An 18,917-nucleotide genomic window follows, 5' to 3' on the forward strand; every position below is an offset into this window, starting at 1 on the left:
CCCGCCTCCTGCCGGGAGCAGGAGGCGGGCCGATCCGTTTCTTCAGGCCGCCCGACGGTACTAGGCGTCGTGCGCGCGCAGCAGGCGGCGGGCCTCGCGGAGGGCGGCGGCGGGGTCCCGGTGACCGGTGTAGACACCGAGGGTGTAGGCGACGTCCGCCAGCCGGGATTCCCTTCTCCCGTGGGCGGGGGAGCCGTTTTCGGTGAGGTGCTGGTGTTCGTGGACGAGGTCCCGCAGCACGTGGTAATTGATCAGTCGCATGGCGCGTCCCTATCTGCGCGGTGGGGTTCGGTAGCTGCTTTTCCGGTGCCCCGGGGAGAAGGGGAGCGGCGGGACCTTCGTCCCCGGGTGTACGGGCCCTTTTCCCGTACGGTGCAGCCGGACGGCACCTTTTCCCGCCGCGGCCGCAATTCTTCGCCAAGGGCTGCATAACCGGCGGCCGCACCGGACAAGACATGGTTTCGGCAACCGTCGCCGACGGCTGGTTTCTGCCGATTCGATGCGCGGACGGAAGGGGCGCACATGCGGGAGGAGAATGCGGCGCAGTCCGGGCGCCGGGCGGGCACCGCGCACGCGGTGGCCGGGCTGGCGCGCATCCGTGACGGGCCCTGGGCGGTGCGGTGGCTGGTCGCCGTCCGGGCCGCCGTGGCGGCGGCGCTGGCCTGGCAACTGTGCCGCAGTCTGTGGGAGGCGCCGCAGCCCGGCCCGGCGGTCGTCGCCGCGCTGCTGGTCGTCCACCCGACGGTGTTCCGCTCGTGCACGGCGGGGCTCCAGTACGCGGCCGGGTGCACGCTCGGCGCCCTGATCGCCCTGCCCGCCGCGGTCCTCGCCGGGCCGACGTGGCTGAGCATGACCGCCGTCCTGCTGCTGTCCCTGCTGGCCGCCGGGCACGAACGCCTCGGCGCGCACGGACTGCACGTACCGATCACCGCGGTGTTCGTCCTCCTGCTCGGGCCGAGCCACGCGGGGCAGATCCTGCCGCACCTGCTGGAGATCGGGGTGGGTATCGCCGTCGCGGTGCTCTTCAACGCCCTGCTGCCGCCGCCGCTGCGGCTGCGGGCCGCGGAGTCCGCCCTCGACCGTCTGCGGGACGAACTGGCCGGCGTACTGGACGGCATGGCGACCGCCGTACGGGAAGCACGGCATCCCGACGACGTCCTCGGCACACAGTGGCCCGCCCGTGTCGCGGAGACCACCGCCAGGGCCCGCAGCGCCCTCGGCCAGGCGCACGAGAGCCTGCGCTGGAACGTGCGCGCACGGAACCGGAACGCCGTCTGGCACCTGGACCGCAAGGTCCTGGAAAGCCTGGAGCGGGTGGCACACGACGCGGAGGCGTGCGTCGGCGCGTTCGGCGGTCTCGCGGCGCAGCGCCCGGCCGTGGCGGCGGGGCCGAGTGCAGCGGTGTCCGGACCGGGCGCGCCGGAGGCCGGACCGGCCGTGACGGCGCGGGCGGACGTGTGGGACCGGGAGTTCCGGGCCGGCTGCGCCCGGCTGCTGACCTGCCTGGCGCTGTGCGTACGCGGCTGCCGGGGCGGCAGCCCGCACCCCGTGCTGCCCGCGACCCGCCGGGTGTGGCGGGAGCTGGCCGAGCGCTGCGGCGACCGGCGCGACAGCCTGGACGTCCGGGTGGCCGAGTACCGCCTCCTGATGCTCCTCGACCGGGCCCTGCACGACGTGGCGGGCGGCCGCCGCACGGTACGTCCCGCCCCCGCCACCGCTGGAACCCCCATCACCACCAGGGAAGAAGCCCATGCGCAAGCAGCCGCCGAGCACCGCTGAGCGCTCTGCCGGGTGCGCGCGGAACCGGTTCACGGCTCTGTTGCCGCGCGCGCTGTTCGGCCTCGCCTTCGCGCTGTTCGTACTGACCGTCGTGACCGTGTCGACCGGCGTGCCGGAGCCCCGTCGGCTCACGGCCGGTCCACTGTCCGAAGCGGCGACGTGCACGGCACTGGCCGCCGCGCTGGTGGCCCTCTCCAGCAGCGCGGTACGGCGGCGGCGACAGCGCGCGCTGGACCAGGCCGACACTTCGGCCGCGACCGCACAGCAGGTCCTGCTGCGGCCACTGCCCGGACGGATCGGAGACCTGCGCCTGCGCGGTACGTACGTTCCGGCCCGGACCGCGCCCCGCAGCGGCGGCGACCTCTACGACGCGGTGCACAGCCCCTACGGCACCCGCCTGCTCATCGGCGACGTGCGGGCCAAGGGGATGCTCGCGGTGGAGGCGTCGGCGCTGCTGCTGCGCTCCTTCCGCGAAGCGGCGTACGAGGAAGAGCAGTTGACGGAGGTGGCCCGGCGGCTGGAGCACGACGCACAGCGGCACATCGCGCGCCTGCCGGGCGCCGAGACGCCCGAACGGTTCGCCACCGCCCTGCTGGTGGAGATCCCCGACGGGCCGGTGGCCCGGGTGGTCCACTGCGGGCACCCCGCACCCCTGCTCGTCTCCGGCGGCCGGGTCAGCCCCTGCCCGCCGGAGCGGCCCGGCGCCCCCGTCGGCATGGCCGATCTGGTGGGGGCCGGGCACGCGGTCCAGACGCTGCCGTTCCGGGCGGGGGAGCGGCTGGTGCTGCTCACCGACGGGTTCACCGAGGCCCGGGACGCTGCGGGGCGCTTCCACCCGTTCACCGAGCGGGCCGCCGCGCCGCTGGACGACCTGGTGGACGGGCTCCGCGCGGACCTGGTCCGGCACGCGGGCGGGGAGCTGCGGGACGACGCCGCGCTGCTCGTCGTCGAGCGCGTACCCGGGTGACCGGTCCGGCCTACTCGCCCGTCGCCCCGTCGATCCGCTCCCTCAGCAGGTCCGCGTGCCCGTTGTGCCGCGCGTACTCCTCGATCATGTGGACGTACACCCACCGGAGGCTGATGATCCGGCCGTCCGCCATCGTGAACGTGTCGTCCAGGCCGCGGTGCGCCACGGCTCGGTCGGCGGCGTCGCACTCGGCGCGCAGCGCCGCGAGCGCCTCCTCGGCACCGGCGGGATCGAGGTTCTCGAAGTCGCCGTCCGGCTGCTCGTCGGTGAAGTACAGATGCCCGATCTTCTGGCCGGCGACGCGCTGCCGGAACCAGGCGCGCTCCACCTCGGTCATGTGCCGGACCAGGCCGAGCAGCGTCAGGTTCGACGGCTCGGCGCTCACCTGGACGAGCTGTTCCGGGGTGAGCCCGGCGCACTTGGCCAGCAGGGTGTCACGGTGCCGGTCCAGCCAGCCCTGGAGCATGCTGCGTTCGTCCGCCACGTACGGCTCGGTACGGCGGTCAACCTTCGGTGCGATCCATGTCATGCGGGAGAGTGTCGCCCGGCTTGATCGAAAACGCCATGGGTTAAATCCGCGCCGGGCCCGGGACTTCGCGACCGTGCCGCGCCGGGGCGGGCGACCATACCGTCAGTGGTCGCACAGCGAGTCGTACGGGACATCGGGCAGCAACTCCCGCCAGCGCGCGGGCCCGGTCCTGCCGACCAGCGGACAGATGCGCCCGGCCACCCGGCGCGCGTCGAGGTCCCACAGCCGTACGGAGCCGTCCGCGCCGGTGCTGGCCAGGGTCCTGCCGTCCGGCGCGTAGGCCACCGACCACACCACGTCGGTGTGCCCGGTGAGCGTCGCGGTCGGGGTACGGGCGGCGGTGTCCCAGACGCGTACGGTGCCGTCGAACCCGACCGTGGCCAACTGCCGCCCGCGCGGCGCGAACGCGATGTCGCGCACCGAGCCCGTGTGGCCGCGCAGCACTCCTGCGGCGCGGTACCGGCGCAGGTCCCACAGGCGCACCGTGCGGTCGTTGCCCGCCGAGGCGAGCGTGCGCCCGTCCGCGCTGAAGGCCACCGCCCACACCGCGCCCGTGTGCCCGCGCAGGACGGCGACCGGGCGGTGCGTGACGGCGTCCCACAGCCGTACCGTACGGTCGTCGCTCGCGCTGGCCAGCAGCCGCCCGTCCGGGCTGAACGCCACGCCGTTGACGAAGTCGTCGTGCTGGGTCAGGACGGCCGAGCCGCCCCGCGCGAGGTCCCACAGCCGGACCGTGCCGTCCTCGCTCGCCCCCGCCAGTTGCCGCCCGTCGAAGGAGAACGCGACCGCGAACACCGCCCCGCGCGCCCCGGTCAGGACGCCCTTGCGGCTGCCGCTCGCCGCGTCCCACAGCCGTACGGTCCCGTCGGCCCCGGCGGTCGCGAACGTGCGGCCGTCCCGGCTGTAGGCCAGCCCCCGCACCGGGCCGTGGTGGCCGCCCAGCGGCGGCCCCAGTTGCGTACGGGACCGTACGTCCCACCGCTGGACCGAGCCGTCGGTGCCCGCGGCGGCCAGTTGCCGCCCGCCGGGCGCGAAGGCGACGGCGGACCGCCCGGACACCGGCCGGGCGGTCAGCGCCGCGCCGGACGGGTTCCACAGGGCGAGGGTCCGGTCGAAGCTGCCGGTGGCCAGGGTGCGGCCGTCCGGGGCGAAGGCGACGGCGAGCACGTAGTCGCTGTGCCCGGTGAAGGCGGCGACGGTACGGCGGGTGGCGACCTCCCACAGGCGCGCGGAGCCGTCACCGGAGGCGGACGCGAGGGCGTCGCCGTCGGGGCTGAACGCGAGGGCGTTGATGTCGTCGTTGTGGCCGGTGAGCCGTCCCGTGACGGTCATGTCGCGGGTGTCGTACAGCGTCACCGTGCGGTCCGTGCCGCCGACGGCGAGCGTCGCGCTGTCCGGGCTGAAGGCCACGGCGACGACGCCGCTGCCGTGCCCGGTGCGGTCGGCCAGGACGGTGGGGGAGGCGGGGCGGGCGGCGTCGGACAGGGCGCTGCCGGGCGCGGAGGCGGTCAGGGAGCGCGGCAGCCGCCACACCCGGACCCGGCCGTTGGCGTCGCCGCGGGCCAGCAGGCGCCCGTCCGGGCTGAACGTCACCTTGCCGCCCGCGCCGCCGCCCAGGCCGGGCAGGCGGGCCGTCCGCCGCATGCCGGGCGCGTTCCACAGGGTCACGCTGCCGCCGGCGCCGGTGACGGCGAGGACCTGTGTACGGGGCGCGCCGGTCGCGCCGGTCGCCCCGGCCCGTGCGCCGGGACCGGCCGGCGCGAAGGCCACCTCCCCGGCCGCGCCCCCGCTCGCGCCCGTGCCGGGCACGGTGGTGACCGGGCCCCGGCGGCCGGGGTCCCGTACCCGTACCGAGCCGTCCGCGGCGCCCGCCGCGAGCAGCGCGCCGTCCGGGCTGAAGGCCACACCGCGGACCCGCGTCGCCCCCGCCCGGATCGCGGTGCCCAGCGGGCGGCGGGTGCGGGGGTCCCAGAGCCGTACCGTGCCGTCCGAGGCACCGCCCGCCAGCAGGCCCCCGTCCGGGCTGAACGCGACGGCGTTGACCGGCCCCTGATGCCCCGTCAGTCGGCCCGCGAACGGCCGCGCCTGCGTGCTGAGCAGCGCGCTGCGGGAGGCGGGGGACGGGCGCAGCCGGTACGCCTCGGCGGCCAGCAGTATGGCCGCCTCGGGCTGCCCGGCGGCCACCTGGCCCGAGCGGGCGGCCAGTTCACCGGCGTACGCGTCGAGACGGCCGGTCTCCGCCGTACGCCACTGCTGGACCGCCAGCACCCCCGCGCACACGGCGAGGACGAGCAGCACGGCCAGGGTGCCCGCGAGCCTGCGGCGGCGGCGCACCCGGCGGCGCGCGGCCCGCGCCGCGGCCGCCTCGCGCGCCTGCGACGCCTCCAGGAACTCCTCCTCCAGCGGGCTGAGTCCGGCGTCCTCCCCCTGCTGCCCGGCCCATTCGCGGGCCACCGCCAGCCGGGTGCCCCGGTAGAGCCCCGCCGCCTCCCGCCCCTCCCGCTTCCATGCTCCGGCCGCCTCCGAGAGCCGCTGGTGGACGACGAGCCCGGCCCGGTCGGCCCGGATCCAGCCGCGCAGCCGCGGCCAGGCCCGCAGCAGCGCCTCGTGGGTGATCTCCACGGTGTCCGCGTCCAGGGTCAGCAGCCGGGCGCGTACGAAGACATCGATCACGGCGGCGGTCTTCTCCGGGTCCGGCAGATGCTCCAGCAGGCGCTCGCGCGGCACCCGGCGGCGGGTCTCGCCCGCGATCTCGCCGACCTGTACCAGCCGCAGCAGCACCTGCCGCGCCGCCCGCCGCTCGGCCGGGTCCAGCGAGGCGTGCACCCGCTCGGCGGTGGTGGCGACGGCGCCGTGCAGGCCGCCGGTCAGGCGGTATCCGGCGACGGTGAGGGTGCGGCCGGTGCGCTGCTGCCAGGTGCCGAGCAGGGCGTGCGCCAGCAGGGGCAGTGCCCCGCCGATCACCGGGCCGTCGTCCTCGTGGATGCCCAGGTCGGCCAGGAGCAGCTCTTCGAGGCCCGGTTCCAGCTCCAGCGCGGCCTCCCGGGCGGGCCGGACGATCGCCGCGCGCACCTCCGCCACGGACATGGGCCGCAGCGCGAAGATCCCGGCGGACAGGGCCGGGGCGAGCGGGGGGTGGTCCAGGCACTGGCCGTAGAAGTCGGCGCGTACGCAGAGGACCACCGCGCACGGGGCGTCCCGCGCGGCCGCGCAGAGCGCCGCGACGAACGCCCGCCGCTCACGGGGGTCCTCGCAGGCGGTGAAGACCTCCTCGAACTGGTCGACGACGAGGACCAGGCGCGGGCGGGCGCCGAGGGCGGCGCGGACGGCGGCGGGGCACTGGTCGGGGGCGTCGGCGAGGGCTTCGGCGGTGGCGGCGGCCGTCGTGGCGGCGGCCGTACCCGTACCTGTGCCCGCACCCGTATCCGGATCCGTTTCCGGGCCCGCGGCCCCCGTCCCGGCCAACGCCGCCGCCAGCCCGCTGAGCGGATGCGCGCCCGGCGTCAGGACACGTACCGCCCAGTGCCGGGAGCCGGGCAGGGCGCCGGCGCGCAGGGCGGGCAGCAGACCGGCCCGGAGCAGGGAGGACTTGCCGGCGCCGGACGGGGCCGCCACGACGAGCGGGCCCGCGGCCTCCAGGCGTTCGGCGAGACGGCCGACCAGGGCGGCGGTGGCGCGTTCCCGGCCGAAGAACCAGGGGGCGTCCTCGGCGGTGTAGGCGGCCAGCCCCGGATACGGGCAGCGGTCGCCGGGCGTGCGGGCGGACAGCAGCCGGGCGAGCGTGCCGTCCGCGGCCAGCGCCGCGTCGCAGCGGCGGGCGACGTCGCCGGTCGGCGGCTTCTCACCGTTCTCGATCTTGCTGAGATAGCCCTTGCTGTAGTGCACCAACTGCGCCAGGGTCCGGAGGGAGACCTCCCGTTCCCGCCGCAGCCGCCGCAGCGCGTCCCCGAACTCCTCCGGCATACAGGCCCCCACGCCTCGTGCGGGCGGCCGGGCGCCCGGGCCGCCCGCACCGCGCCGGTGATGTTACGCACGGGCGTTCCGTCCGGGCCGGGGAAGCCGGAAGAAGCACCGAAAGGGATGAAACGGGGTGCCTCGCGCGCGGGCGCACGGCGCACGCGATGGGGAACGCTCCCCATGGAGCGCCCCTCCGATCCCGTCGCCGGAGGGTGTTGACCTGCGAACTCGGCCCGGATAGCTTCGCTCTACGGATTGTTGATTCCGTACAGCGGAAAAGCGAAGTGACGCCTGCGCGGTGGGCGCGAGCACAGGGAGGGTGCCGGATGGGGCAGCACGAGACGGTGGCGACAAGTCTCGCGGACACCGTACGCGAGGAGATCGGAGCCGCCCTCACGGACGTCGACGCGGACCTCGCGCGGCGCTACCCGGGCGACCCCGGCACCCGGCAGCCGGTCCACACGGTCTACGTCCCCGGCGACGTGTTCACCGAGGGCACCGTCCGCGAGTGGGGCGACGCCGCCCTCGCCGCGCTCGACGAGCACGCCCCGGACGCGGCGGCGTTCGCCGGCGTCCTGGGCATACCCGACGGCCTCGCGGAGCCGGTGTACGAGCGGGTGCGGGCCAAGCTGGAACGCGAACCCGTCGAGGACCTGCGCATCGACTTCGAGGACGGCTACGGCCTCCGCCCGGACGCCGAGGAGGACGCGGCCGCCACCCGCGCCGCCGCCCTCGTCGCGGCCGCCTACCGGGACGGCACCGCCGCGCCCTGCACGGGCATCCGCATGAAGTGCATGGAGGCCGCCGTCCGCGACCGCGGCATCCGCACCCTGGACATCTTCCTCACCGGTCTGATGGCGGCCGGCGGCCTCCCGGACGGCCTAGTGCTGACCCTGCCCAAGGTCACCTACCCCGAGCAGGTCACCGCGATGGCGCGGCTGCTGGCGGCGTTCGAGAAGACCCACGGCCTGCCGGCCGGGCGGCTCGGCTTCGAGATCCAGATCGAGACCACCCAGTCCATCCTCGGCGCCGACGGCCGCGCCACCGTCGCCCGCCTGATCGAGGCCGCCGAGGGCCGCGCCACCTCCCTGCACTACGGCACCTTCGACTACAGCGCCTCCTGCGGCGTCAGCGCCGCCCACCAGGCGCTGGACCATCCGGTCGCCGACCACGCCAAGGCCGTGATGCAGGTCGCCGCCGCGGGCACCGGCGTCCGCCTCTCCGACGGCTCCACCAACGTCCTCCCTGTGGGCGCGACCACACAGGTCCACGACGCCTGGCGGCTGCACCACGGACTGGTGCGCCGCTCGCTGGCCCGCGCGTACTACCAGGGCTGGGACATGCACCCCGCCCACCTGCCCACCCGTTACGCCGCCGTCTACACCTTCTACCGCGAGGGCCTGGAGCAGGCCGCGGCCCGGCTGGCCGCGTACGTGGCCAAGGCGGGCGGTGACGTGATGGACGAGCCCGCGACCGCCAAGGCGCTCAGCGGCTACCTGCTGCGCGGTCTGGACTGCGGCGCCGTCGACATCGCCGAGGTCGCCCGCCTGACCGGCCTCACCCGCGCCGACCTCGACGGCCTCGCGGGCCGGGCGGTACCCCACGCCTGACGGCTTTCGGGGGCCCACCAGCGGCGTACGAACCTGTCGTACGCCGCTCAGCCGTGTCCGGGCCCCGATCGCCCGCGGCCGAAAACAGCAAAGGCAAGGAGTCTGCCACTCCTTGCCACTCTCAACTTATAGCGCACAGGGGGGCTTGCGGCAAGGCCCCGTCCGTACCGCAGAATCTCTGGCCTAGGCCAGAACCTGCGGATCCGGGGGATACGCGAAGTGCGTGTGTTCTTGCCGGTGTACGGGGTGTGCGAGACGCAGCCTCCGCCCGGCAGACCTCCGCGGGTGCGGCCCAGGATCGGAGCTGACACCACCATGAATTCCCTGACCACCACCAGCGTGTTCGCCCTCCCCGCCCGCCTCGCCGCCAAGGCCGACCCGCGGCTGACGGCGGCCGACGAGCGGCACTTCGCGGCCGTCGCGGAGAGCCTGGAACAGACCGTCCGCGAACTGTCCGACCGCCTCGACGCCGAACTGAAGGCGCCCGGCGGCACCGGCCGGCAGGCGATGGAGCGCGACGCGGAGGTGCACCGGCTGACCGCACGCCTGCGTACCCTGCGCCGCTTCGGCCTCGACCTGTGCCTCGGCCGCATGGTCGGCGAGAACAGCCCCGAGCCCGTGTACGTCGGGCGGCTCGGCCTCACCGACAGCGCGGGCCGCCGGCTGCTGGTCGACTGGCGCTCCCCGGCGGCCGAACCGTTCTTCGGAGCCACCCACGCCGACCCGATGGGCCTGACGAGCCGCCGCCGCTACCGCTGGACCGGCGGCCGGATCAGCGACTACTGGGACGAGGTCTTCACCGCCGACGGCCTCGAAGGACACGCCGCGCTCGACGACCACTCCGCCTTCATCGCCAGCCTGGGCGGCAACCGCTCGGCACGGATGCGCGACGTGCTCGGCACCATCCAGGCCGACCAGGACGCCATCATCCGGGCGAGCTCCCGCGGCGCCCTCGTCGTCGACGGCGGCCCGGGCACCGGCAAGACCGTCGTCGCCCTGCACCGCTCCGCCTACCTCCTCTACTCCGACCCCCGCCTCGGGCACCGCCGCGGCGGCGTCCTGTTCGTCGGCCCGCACCAGCCGTACCTGTCCTACGTCGCCGACGTCCTCCCCAGCCTCGGCGAGGAAGGCGTACAGACCTGCACGCTGCGCGACCTCGTCGCCGAAGGGGCCACAGCGACAGCCGAGACCGACCCGGAGGCGGCCGCCCTGAAGGCGTCCGCCCGGATGGTGCAGGCGATCGAGACGGCCGTCAGGTTCTACGAGGAGCCGCCCGCCGAGGGCATGACGGTCTCGACGCCCTGGGCCGACGTCCGGCTGACCGCCGACGACTGGGCCGAGGCGTTCGAAGCACCGGAACCGGGCACCCCGCACAACGAAGCACGCGAGCAGATATGGGAGGCCCTGCTGGCGATCCTGACGGACAAGCACGGCGACGAGGCCCCGCCCGACCAGCTCCGCACGGTGCTGCAACACGACAAGGAGCTGCTCAGGGCCCTCTACCGCGCATGGCCGCTGCTCGAAGCGGCCGACCTCGTCTCGGACCTGTGGACGGTCCCCGCCTACCTGCGACGGTGCGCTCCCTGGCTCGGCCGCGACGAGATCCGCACCCTGCAACGCGCGGACGGCCAGGCGTGGACGGTCTCCGACCTGCCCCTCCTGGACGCGGCACGGCAGCGGCTCGGCGACCCGGAAGCGTCGCTGCGCAAGCGCCGGCACGCCGCCGCCCTCGCCGCCCAGCGCGAGTGCATGACCCAGGTCGTCGACAACCTGATCGGGGCCGCGGCCGACTCCGGTGCCGACGGTGACGACGGCGAAGGGCTGGTGGTGATGCTCCGCGGCCAGGACGCCCAGGTCAGCCTGGTCGACGAGACCGCACTCCCCACCGCCGAACCGGACCTGCTCGCCGGCCCGTTCGCCCACGTCGTCGTGGACGAGGCCCAGGAACTGACCGACGCGGAATGGCAGATGCTGCTGCTCCGCTGCCCGTCCCGGAGCTTCACCGTCGTCGGCGACCGCGCCCAGGCCCGGCACGGCTTCACCGAGTCGTGGCACGACCGCCTCGCCCGCATCGGACTGGACCGGATCGAGGTGGCCTCCCTGAACATCAACTACCGCACCCCGGAAGAGGTGATGACGGAGGCCGCACCCGTCATCCGCGCCGCCCTTCCGGACGCCAACGTCCCCACTTCCGTCCGCAGCACCGGCATCCCCGTCACCCACGCCTCCGTGACGGACCGGGACGCGATCCTCGACGCCTGGCTCACCACCCACGACGACGGCATCGCCTGCGTCATCGGCGACCCCACTTTCACGGCCACACCGCGCGTCCGGTCACTGACCCCGGAACTGTCGAAGGGGTTGGAGTTCGACCTGGTGGTCCTGGTCGATCCGGAGAAGTTCGGCGAAGGGGTACGGGGAGCGGTGGACCGGTATGTGGCGATGTCGCGGGCTACGCAGCGGCTGGTCATTCTGAGGAGTTCGGCTGCTTAGCGTTCCATTGAACGGCCAGGGGCCCTGTCGGAATCACCTTCCGACAGGGCCCCATCACCTCAGGTTCTTCTTGCGCGCCCAGCTCTACGGACTTGTTGCGTCCGGCTCGATCGCGCCATCGGTCTCCAGCATGAGCATGCTGCTTTCGAGGGAATGGCGGAGGTAGCGCCGCGCGTTGCCCCGATCGGCCTTTTCGAGCAGTACCGGGAGAAATTCGGAATCCGGGTAGCCTTCCACCTTGGCATCCCTGGTCGCCCACACCTGTGACCAGATGGCGATGGTCATCTCGTTGCAGGCTCGGGCCTGCTGAGTCCCGTGCGCGGCGTCTTCGTCGAGAGCTTCACGTGTGAAGATCCCCATACGGTGCCCCAGGGCCAGCAGGAAAGTCTCTCTGGCGTCCGAGTTCAGGATCCCCAGGACCCGGTCTTGAATGTTCATTGCTCCATGGCCCAGAATTCGTCGTCCGTCGTCGGTTGGCGTTTTCCGTAGGATTCTCGCGGCAGTGAGTCGATGTCGTATCCGCGCGACTTGAGAACCGTGATTCTGGTGTTCCCGTTCATGATGGTTCCGTCCGGCTTCACGATCAGCGGTTCTCTCGCTTTCGGCTGCAAGGAGGCGATGATGTCCTCGGTCTTCTGCTTGTGCCAGAAGTCCAGCGAGCTCTTGTCGAGAGAATCGGAGTGCAGCAGGATCAGCGGAGGATCGCACGGATTGGCGTTGTGCACCAGAACCGGAGTCCGGCCTGCCAGTACATAGTACGTGTGCAGGCCACCGACCGTCAGGTTATAGGTCCGGGTGTTCTCGGTGAACGGGCGGTTTCCCCGCACCGGCACGTCGGTACCGTCGGCGGCCCTGAGCGTCATGCCCCGGCGGAGGCCGGCGGCCTTGACCCACGACTTCTGCGACGGGGACCAGAACGGGTGCTCGTGGGTGGCGGTGATCCTTTCGCTGCCCCGGCGGGTGGCGACGGTCAGTTCGTTGAACTGCTTGTCGTGCTCGGTGACGATGAGGGCGGTCACCGTCCGTTTTCCGCTCGTGCCGCCGACCGGGTCGGTGGCGGTTACCTCATCGCCGACCTTTACGGACTCGATGTTCTTCGTCGCCGCGTTGCCCATGAGCACCTTGGTGCCGGCCGGGAAGCACGTGGCGCACTTGATCGCCTTCCTCTTCTTCACGGTTTTGGCGATCTTCTCGACGACCTTGCCGCCGACCTTGCCGGCGAACTTACCGGCGATCTTGAAGCCCTTGCCCCAGGGGGTGAGGCCGATGATGAAGGAGCCGCAGTCGAGGAGATTGGGATCCTTGACGCACTTCAGGGCCGTGTCGGCGTCGGCGACCTCCCACGCGATGGCGGAGACGATGGGGTTGGGCTCGACCTGCTTGAGCTTGCCGCCGGCGGCCAGGCAGGGCAGGACGGCGAGTTCGTGGGTGGGGTGTTCGTAGCAGATTTTCTGCTCGGACTGTTCCTTCTCCTTGCGCTCCTCTTCGGCCTTGCGGCGCGCCTCGGCCTCCTCGGCCTCGCGCTTCTTCTTCACTTCGCCCCACGCCTGGGAGGCAAGGGCAGTGGCTTCGTCCCTGCTCTTCCCGGCCTTGAGCGCGGAAGCGCGGGCCTCGCCGGCCGCGTCGTCAGCGATCTTTGCCGAGGCGCGGGCGTATTCGAAGGAGAACCGGGCCTGTGCTGCTGAGTTCTCGGCGTCGGCGGCGTCGCGTTGGGCGTTGTCGGCGGCGTTGCGGGCGGTCTTGGCGGATTGGGCGGCCTGGGCGGCGCTGGCTTCGGCGCTGTCGGCGGCCTTGCCGGCGTCGATGCGGTACCCGTCGGCGAGCTTCGCGTTCTTCTTGGCCTCGTCGGCGGCCTTGGCGGCCTGGTCGGAGGCGTTGTTGGCCTTGGCGGCGGCGCCGGCGGCGATCCAGCGGTTGCGCTGGGCTTCGGCGGCGACGATGGACGCTTCGGCGACCAGGTGCTGGACCTGGGCGATGTGGGTGGCGGCGAGCTGGTCCTTGCGGTCGGCCATGTACTGGCCGAGCTGGACGAAGTCGTGCACGTCCTCGGCCGCACCCGCCAGCGCGACCTTCGCGGCCGCCTTGACCTCCGGGCCGCCGGTGTTGACGAGCTTGGAGGCGGTGACTTCTTCGTCGGAGTGCTGGGCGGTGTACTGGCCGGTGGCGATGAAGGCGGCCAGCGTCTTGCCGCGCCCGTCCTTCAGCGCCGCCTTGGACGCCTCCTTGACCCCGGGGCCTCCGGCGTTGTTGATCTGCGAGACGCGCACCGTCAGGTCGGTGACGGCCACCTCGTACTGACCGGTGGTGTAAAAGTCCCGAATCTGCTGGTCGGAACCCTTGAGCGCCGCGGCGGCAGCGGTGCGCACCACCTCGTACTCGCTCTGGGTACTGAGCTGGAAGACTTTCTCCCGCATCTCGTCCAGGCCGGCCTTCTGCCACCCGCTGCGCAGGTACGCGAGTACGTCCTCGTCGGAACCGGCCAGCGCCTGCTTGGCCGCCTCCTGGCTCCAGGGGCCGCGCACCTTCAGCGCTCTCATTGCCAGCGTTCGGCCCTTGGCCGCGAGGGCCTTGGTGTCGGCGTCGGGCTTGGCGGCCTCGGCGGCCAGCTCGGCGGCCGTCGAATCCAGCGACTTGGCATCCACCGCGGCGGCGGCCGAGGCGGAGGTCAGCTCGCCGACCTGTGCCTTGTCGGTCCGGGCTTCTTCGATGGCGGCGGCGGTGCGGGTCGCCAGGTCTTCGGCCTCGGTGGCGCGGGCGATGTCGAAGACCTTCTGGGCAGCCGCGGCGGCGGCGTCGGACGCTTTCGCCGCTTCCTCGGCGGCCTTGGCGTGCTTGGTGGCCTGTGCGGCGGCATCGGCGGCCTCACCGGCGTGCTTGGCGGCCTCGTCGGCCGCCAGTGCGGCCTTCTCGGCGTGGTCGGCGGCGGAATTGGCGGCGGCCCGGGCCTGGTCGGCGGCATCCGCCGAGCGGTAGGCCAGCGCCTGGGCGGCGTTGGCCGCCCGCCGAGACTCGTTGGCGTGCCGGCGGGCCTCGATCGCGGCGTTGCGGGCCTCGCCGGAGTGGACCCCGGCTTCGTCGGCGAAGCGGTTGGCGCGCTCGGCGGAGTCGGCCGCGGAGTCGGCGTTGTCGCTGGCGCTCAGCGCCGCCTTGGCGGCATCGCCGGAGGCCCGGGAGGCCGCACTGGCCTTCTCGGCGGCCTTGACCGAGTCGCGGGCGAGCTTGGACGCCTGGTGCGCCTTTGCGGCCATGTCCCGGGCATGCTCGGCCTTGCCCGCGTCGGAGGCGGCGGCGATGGAGGCGTTGAGGGCGTCGTTGGCGGCGTTGGCCGCGTTGGTGGCGGCCGCCGCGGTCTGGGCTGCGGCCATGGCGGCGATGCGGGCCGCGCGGTTGGCGGCGTTGGCCGCGCCGATGGCGTGCTGGGCGGCCGCGGCCGCTCCCCGGGCCGCGTCGGCGGCCTGCTTGGCCTTGATCGCCGCGCGCTGGGAGTCGTTCTTGGCCAGCTCGGTCTGCTTGGCTGCTTCGGCGGCGGCTTCCTTGGCGGCCTCGGATGCCTTGATGGCGCGGTCGGCGGCGTCCTTGGCCTTGTCCGTTTCGTTCGCGGCCCGTTTGCCGGCCAAGGTGGCCTGTTCGGCCAGCTCGGCGATGGTGGCGTGCTCCTGGTCGCGGGCCCGCGCGGTGAACTGCCCGATCTCCAGGAACTCGGCGATGTCCTCCGCCGTGCCGCGCAAGGCGACCTTGCCGGCGGCCTTGACGGCCGGGCCACCGGAGTTGATCAGCGCCGAGACCTCGACCTCGTTGTCCTGACGGCGCGCCGCGTACTGCCCCTTGTCCAGGAACGCACTGACGGCCTCGGGGCCGGCCTTCAGCGCGGCCTTGCCGGCCTCCTTGACCCCGTTGCCGCCGAAGTTGACGACCCGGGAGACCTCGACCTCGTTGTCCTGCCGCAGCGGCGCCTGCCAACCGTCCTGCAGGAAGGTACTCAGCGGCTCCGGCGCATCCCGCGTACTGGCCTTGAGCGCCGTCTTGGCCGCTTCACGGACCGCAGGACCCCCGGCACCGATCATCCGGCTGGCCACGACGTAGTTGTCGTCGTACGCCAGGCTGCCCTTCTCGGCGAAGAACCTGTCGACGTCCTCGTCCGAGCCCGTCAGCGCCAGCTCGGCCGCCGCCTTGACGCCGGCTCCACCGGCTATCCAGTAGTCAAGGACCATGCCGCGTTTGCGGACCGCGTCGCCGGGATCTGCGGCTTCGGCCGCAATGGCTGGTCCGGCCCCCAGGAGCCCTGCCACCAGGGAGGCGGACACGAGCGTGGCGCAGGTGCCACGCCGCCGGAACGCCTCCTTCCCGGGTCGGGGTCTGCCTTTGAGGCGTTGTGCGGTCCTGGTCGGAAACGGTCTCCGTTTCACCCGGTCAGCCCTTTCTTGATGTTTCATCAGCGTCAGGTGCGCCGGGTACACGGCTCTCGCCTTCCGGGCAGCCTGGCCGTAGCGCTGGTGAGGAGAGCGGGAACGGTCGCGTATCCGGCGGTCGGTGGGTGCGCGACAGGAGTGGTTCACGTGCCGTGCGAGCTTCGTGCGAACTCTGCCGAGTTGAGGCCGCAAAGGCTACCTATGCTGGACTTCGGCGTACGTGGGCGATCTGTCGCCAAGCGCATTCCCAGAGGCGTCTGCGCACGCCGCCCCGCACCTCAAAAGCACTGGTCAGCGCCCTCGTCGGCATGTTCTCCCGGTGGGTGGCGGAAGGCGGGGCGACGGCAGCGCGGTCCGCTGCACAGTCAGCTACTTCGCCAACTGCGCCCCCGCCGGCACGTCGGCCGCGGACGCTTCGCACCGTCCGAGTGGGTACGGCGGCGGACGACGGTGAACTGGACGGGCCGTCGTACATCCCCTTGATCGGTGCGGGTGGCCGGTACGTCGTCTTCCGGGCACCGGGTGGACGGAATTGATCACTTCCGAGGCGCCGGGGACCAGGCCGACGTGGATCCGGACGGCACGCCGACGGCCGACCGTGCCCTGCGGCTGGGGGAGTTGAGTGACAACGGGTGTGCCGCGACGTTCAGCGCGCGCGTCCGCCGGGCGCCGGTCCGGTCGGAGCGCCCGGGGCGTACGGCTATGTGCGCATCTGCACGGCGGGCGAACGCGGCGGGCGCTCCAGCCGGGGGCGGGCGCTCAGTCGTCGGCGGGCGGGGGCAGTTCGCCCGAGCCGCGTGGGACGAGGCGGGTGGGGATCTCCTGGCGCTGGGGCGGGAGATCGGTGCCCTCCAGTCGGCGGAACAGCATCGTGGCGGCGGTACGCCCGAGGCGCGCGGCGTCCTGTGCCACGACCGTGATCGCGGGGGACACCAGGTCGGCCAGCTCGAAGTCGTCGAAGCCCACCAGGGCGACCGGGCGCGGGCGTTCGGCGAGCACCCGTACCGCCGTGACCGTGACCCGGTTGTTGCCCGCGAACAGCGCGGTGACCGGGCGCGGCCCGTCCAGCATGGCGGTGGCCGCGAACCGTACCCGGTCGGGCGCGGTCGACCCGAGGGAGACCCACGACTCGTCGGCGGTCAGCCCGGCCTCGGCCATCGCCGTACGGTAGCCGCGCAGCCGCTCCGCGGCGGTGTGGATGCGCGGCTGGTCGCCGATGAAGCCGATCCGGCGGTGGCCGTGCGCGATCAGGTGGGCGACCGCGTCGCGGGCGCCGCCGAAGCTGTCGGAGAGCACCGTGTCCGCCTCGATCCGGCCCGCCGGGCGGTCCACGAAGACGGTGGCCACGCCCGCCGCGATCTCCGGCTCCAGGTAACGGTGGTCGTCGGCGGCCGGGATGATCACCAGGCCGTCCACCCGGCGCGCGCACAGGGCCAGGACCAGCTCCTGCTCGCGGGCCGGGTCCTCGGCGCTGGACCCGTTGATCAGCAGCGCGCCGTGGTCCCGGGCGACCTCCTCGACGGCGCGGCTGAGCGGCCCGTAGAACGGGTCGGCGAGGTCCTCCAGGACCAGGCCGATGCTGGCGGTGCGGCCCTTGCGCAGGATGCGGGCGGAGTCGTTGCGGCGGAAGCCGAGGGCGGTGATGGCGTCCTGGACGCGGCGCTCGGTCTCGGGGGTGACGCCGGGCTCGCCGTTGACCACCCGGGAGACCGTCTTCAGGCCGACGCCGGCCCGGGCCGCGACGTCCTTCATCGTGGGCCGGCTGCCGTAGCGGCGGGAGGTGCCCCGGGCGGTGTCGGTCACGTGCGCGGTCCTGATTCTGTCGGCGGTGGGTGGGAGAAGGTGGTGGGAGGAAGCGGTGGCCGGGAGGGCCGCGGCTGCGCGGCTCGCTCCGGCCGTTGCTGGAGAGACGGGCGGGACGGGTGTGGCGGTTCCCCCTCCGGTACGCCGATGATGGCTGTGGCGGTGTCCGGAGGGCCGGTGCGTGCGGCCGACCGGCGGGACCGCCCGGCGGCACCGCACGACGACGTGCGGCACGGCGTCGAGCATAACCTCTGGACAACGTTGTCAATCAGCACGAGACTGGCGTTCCCGTGCCGGGTCACGCACCCCGGCCCAGGCGCCCCACCAGGAGATTCGACACCGATGCAGACGGACCTGAGCGCAGCGCTGGACATCGGCGGCACCAAGATCGCCGGCGCGCTGGTGGACGAGCACGGCAGGCTGCTCGTCCGCACCACCCGGCCCACGCCCGCCGACCGGGACGGCGCCACCGTCCTGCGCGCGCTGGCCGAGGTGGTGGGCGAGCTGACCACACACCCCGAGTGGGCCAGGGTGGCCGCCGTCGGCATCGGCAGCGCGGGCCCGGTGGACGCCCGGCGCGGCACGGTCAGCCCGGTCAACATCCCCGGCTGGCGGGACTTCCCGGTCGTCGCCGAAGTACGGGACCTGGTCGGCGCGCGCCCCGTCGTCCTGGTGGGCGACGGCGTGGCCATGACCGCCGCCGAACACTGGCAGGGCGCCGCCCGCGGTTACGCGAACGCCCTGTGCATGGTGGTGTCCACGGGGGTCGGCGGCGGCCTGGTCCTGAATGGCCGGCTGCACCCGGGCCCCACCGGAAACGCCGGCCACATCGGCCACATCAGTGTGGACCTCGACGGAGACCCCTGCCCGTGCGGCGCCCGCGGCTGCGTCGAGCGCATCGCCAGCGGCCCCAACATCGCCCGCCGCGCCCTCGAACGCGGCTGGCGGCCGGGCCCCGACGGCGACACCAGCGCCGCCGCCGTGGCCGCCGCCGCCCGCGCGGGTGACCCGGTGGCCCGTCACTCGTTCGAGCGGGCCGCCCAGGCCCTGGCCGCCGGGGTCGCGGCCACCGCCGCGCTCGTCGAGATCGAGATCGTGGTCGTCGGCGGCGGCGTCGCGGGCGCCGGGGACCTCCTCTTCGTCCCCCTGCGCCGCGCCCTGCGCGACTACGCCACGCTCTCCTTCGTCCGCGGCCTCACGGTCGTACCGGCGCAGATGGGGACGGACGCCGGTGTGGTGGGCGCCGCGTCCGCCGCCGCACAACAGTCCCGTCTCGATGCCTTCGCCCCGACCGTCTGAGGGGGCGTGCGGCACCCCACGGCCCTCTAGGCTGGTGCCGACCATGACAGGGGATGAGTGGGGCGAACGGG

General features: G+C 73.7%; 11 protein-coding genes. 5 read left to right on the top strand and 6 right to left on the bottom strand.

The genetic code is table 11. The features are described 5' to 3' along the window. Positions 1 to 60: 60 nt before the first annotated feature. Positions 61 to 261 carry a DUF5133 domain-containing protein gene (locus tag EJG53_RS34715; RefSeq protein WP_125048219.1) on the bottom strand — a complete coding sequence of 67 codons (201 nt, stop codon included), beginning with the start codon at positions 259 to 261 and terminating at the stop codon, positions 61 to 63. 261 nt (positions 262 to 522) lie between these two features. On the opposite strand from EJG53_RS34715, the gene EJG53_RS43445 reads away from it, so the two are divergent. Continuing rightward, on the top strand, positions 523 to 1,779 hold the full coding sequence (locus EJG53_RS43445) for an FUSC family protein (RefSeq protein WP_125048220.1): 1,257 nt from the start codon (positions 523 to 525) through the stop codon (positions 1,777 to 1,779). Further along, on the top strand, positions 1,751 to 2,746 hold the full coding sequence (locus tag EJG53_RS34725) for a PP2C family protein-serine/threonine phosphatase (protein WP_125048221.1): 996 nt from the start codon (positions 1,751 to 1,753) through the stop codon (positions 2,744 to 2,746). The genes EJG53_RS43445 and EJG53_RS34725 overlap by 29 nt, the downstream gene beginning before the upstream one ends. A 10-nt stretch (positions 2,747 to 2,756) precedes the next feature. Here EJG53_RS34725 and EJG53_RS34730 read toward each other — a convergent pair whose 3' ends face one another. Next, positions 2,757 to 3,275, bottom strand: a complete 519-nt coding sequence (locus tag EJG53_RS34730) for a DinB family protein (RefSeq protein ID WP_125048222.1) — start codon at positions 3,273 to 3,275, stop codon at positions 2,757 to 2,759. Between the two features lie 102 nt (positions 3,276 to 3,377). Continuing rightward, the gene (locus EJG53_RS34735) at positions 3,378 to 7,238 is read right to left on the bottom strand and encodes an nSTAND1 domain-containing NTPase (protein ID WP_125048223.1); all 3,861 of its coding nucleotides are present in this window, start codon (positions 7,236 to 7,238) and stop codon (positions 3,378 to 3,380) included. Positions 7,239 to 7,558: 320 nt separating this feature from the next. On the opposite strand from EJG53_RS34735, the gene EJG53_RS34740 reads away from it, so the two are divergent. After that, complete coding sequence (locus tag EJG53_RS34740; protein ID WP_125048224.1) at positions 7,559 to 8,842, top strand: DUF6986 family protein; 1,284 nt, start codon at positions 7,559 to 7,561, stop codon at positions 8,840 to 8,842. Positions 8,843 to 9,157: 315 nt separating this feature from the next. Further along, positions 9,158 to 11,335 (top strand): RNA polymerase recycling motor ATPase HelR, encoded by a 2,178-nt coding sequence (gene helR / locus EJG53_RS34745; protein ID WP_125048225.1) that lies wholly within the window; start codon positions 9,158 to 9,160, stop codon positions 11,333 to 11,335. Positions 11,336 to 11,419: 84 nt separating this feature from the next. Here helR and EJG53_RS34750 read toward each other — a convergent pair whose 3' ends face one another. The 3 genes from EJG53_RS34750 to EJG53_RS34760 all read right to left on the bottom strand — a co-directional run bounded on the left by EJG53_RS34750 (position 11,420) and on the right by EJG53_RS34760 (position 17,547). Further along, positions 11,420 to 11,773 carry a hypothetical protein gene (locus tag EJG53_RS34750; protein ID WP_125048226.1) on the bottom strand — a complete coding sequence of 118 codons (354 nt, stop codon included), beginning with the start codon at positions 11,771 to 11,773 and terminating at the stop codon, positions 11,420 to 11,422. Beyond that, on the bottom strand, positions 11,770 to 15,639 hold the full coding sequence (locus tag EJG53_RS43450; protein WP_167515210.1) for a polymorphic toxin-type HINT domain-containing protein: 3,870 nt from the start codon (positions 15,637 to 15,639) through the stop codon (positions 11,770 to 11,772). The genes EJG53_RS34750 and EJG53_RS43450 overlap by 4 nt, the downstream gene beginning before the upstream one ends. A gap of 864 nt (positions 15,640 to 16,503) precedes the next feature. Continuing rightward, positions 16,504 to 17,547 (bottom strand): LacI family DNA-binding transcriptional regulator, encoded by a 1,044-nt coding sequence (locus EJG53_RS34760; RefSeq protein ID WP_125048228.1) that lies wholly within the window; start codon positions 17,545 to 17,547, stop codon positions 16,504 to 16,506. Between the two features lie 342 nt (positions 17,548 to 17,889). Here EJG53_RS34760 and EJG53_RS34765 point away from each other — a divergent pair, with 342 nt between their 5' ends. Continuing rightward, positions 17,890 to 18,846, top strand: coding sequence for an ROK family protein (locus tag EJG53_RS34765; RefSeq protein ID WP_125048229.1), 957 nt, complete (start codon positions 17,890 to 17,892; stop codon positions 18,844 to 18,846). The last annotated feature ends 71 nt before the right edge of the window (positions 18,847 to 18,917 follow it).

Source organism: Streptomyces chrestomyceticus JCM 4735, from assembly GCF_003865135.1.
GTDB classification, from domain to species: domain Bacteria; phylum Actinomycetota; class Actinomycetes; order Streptomycetales; family Streptomycetaceae; genus Streptomyces; species Streptomyces chrestomyceticus.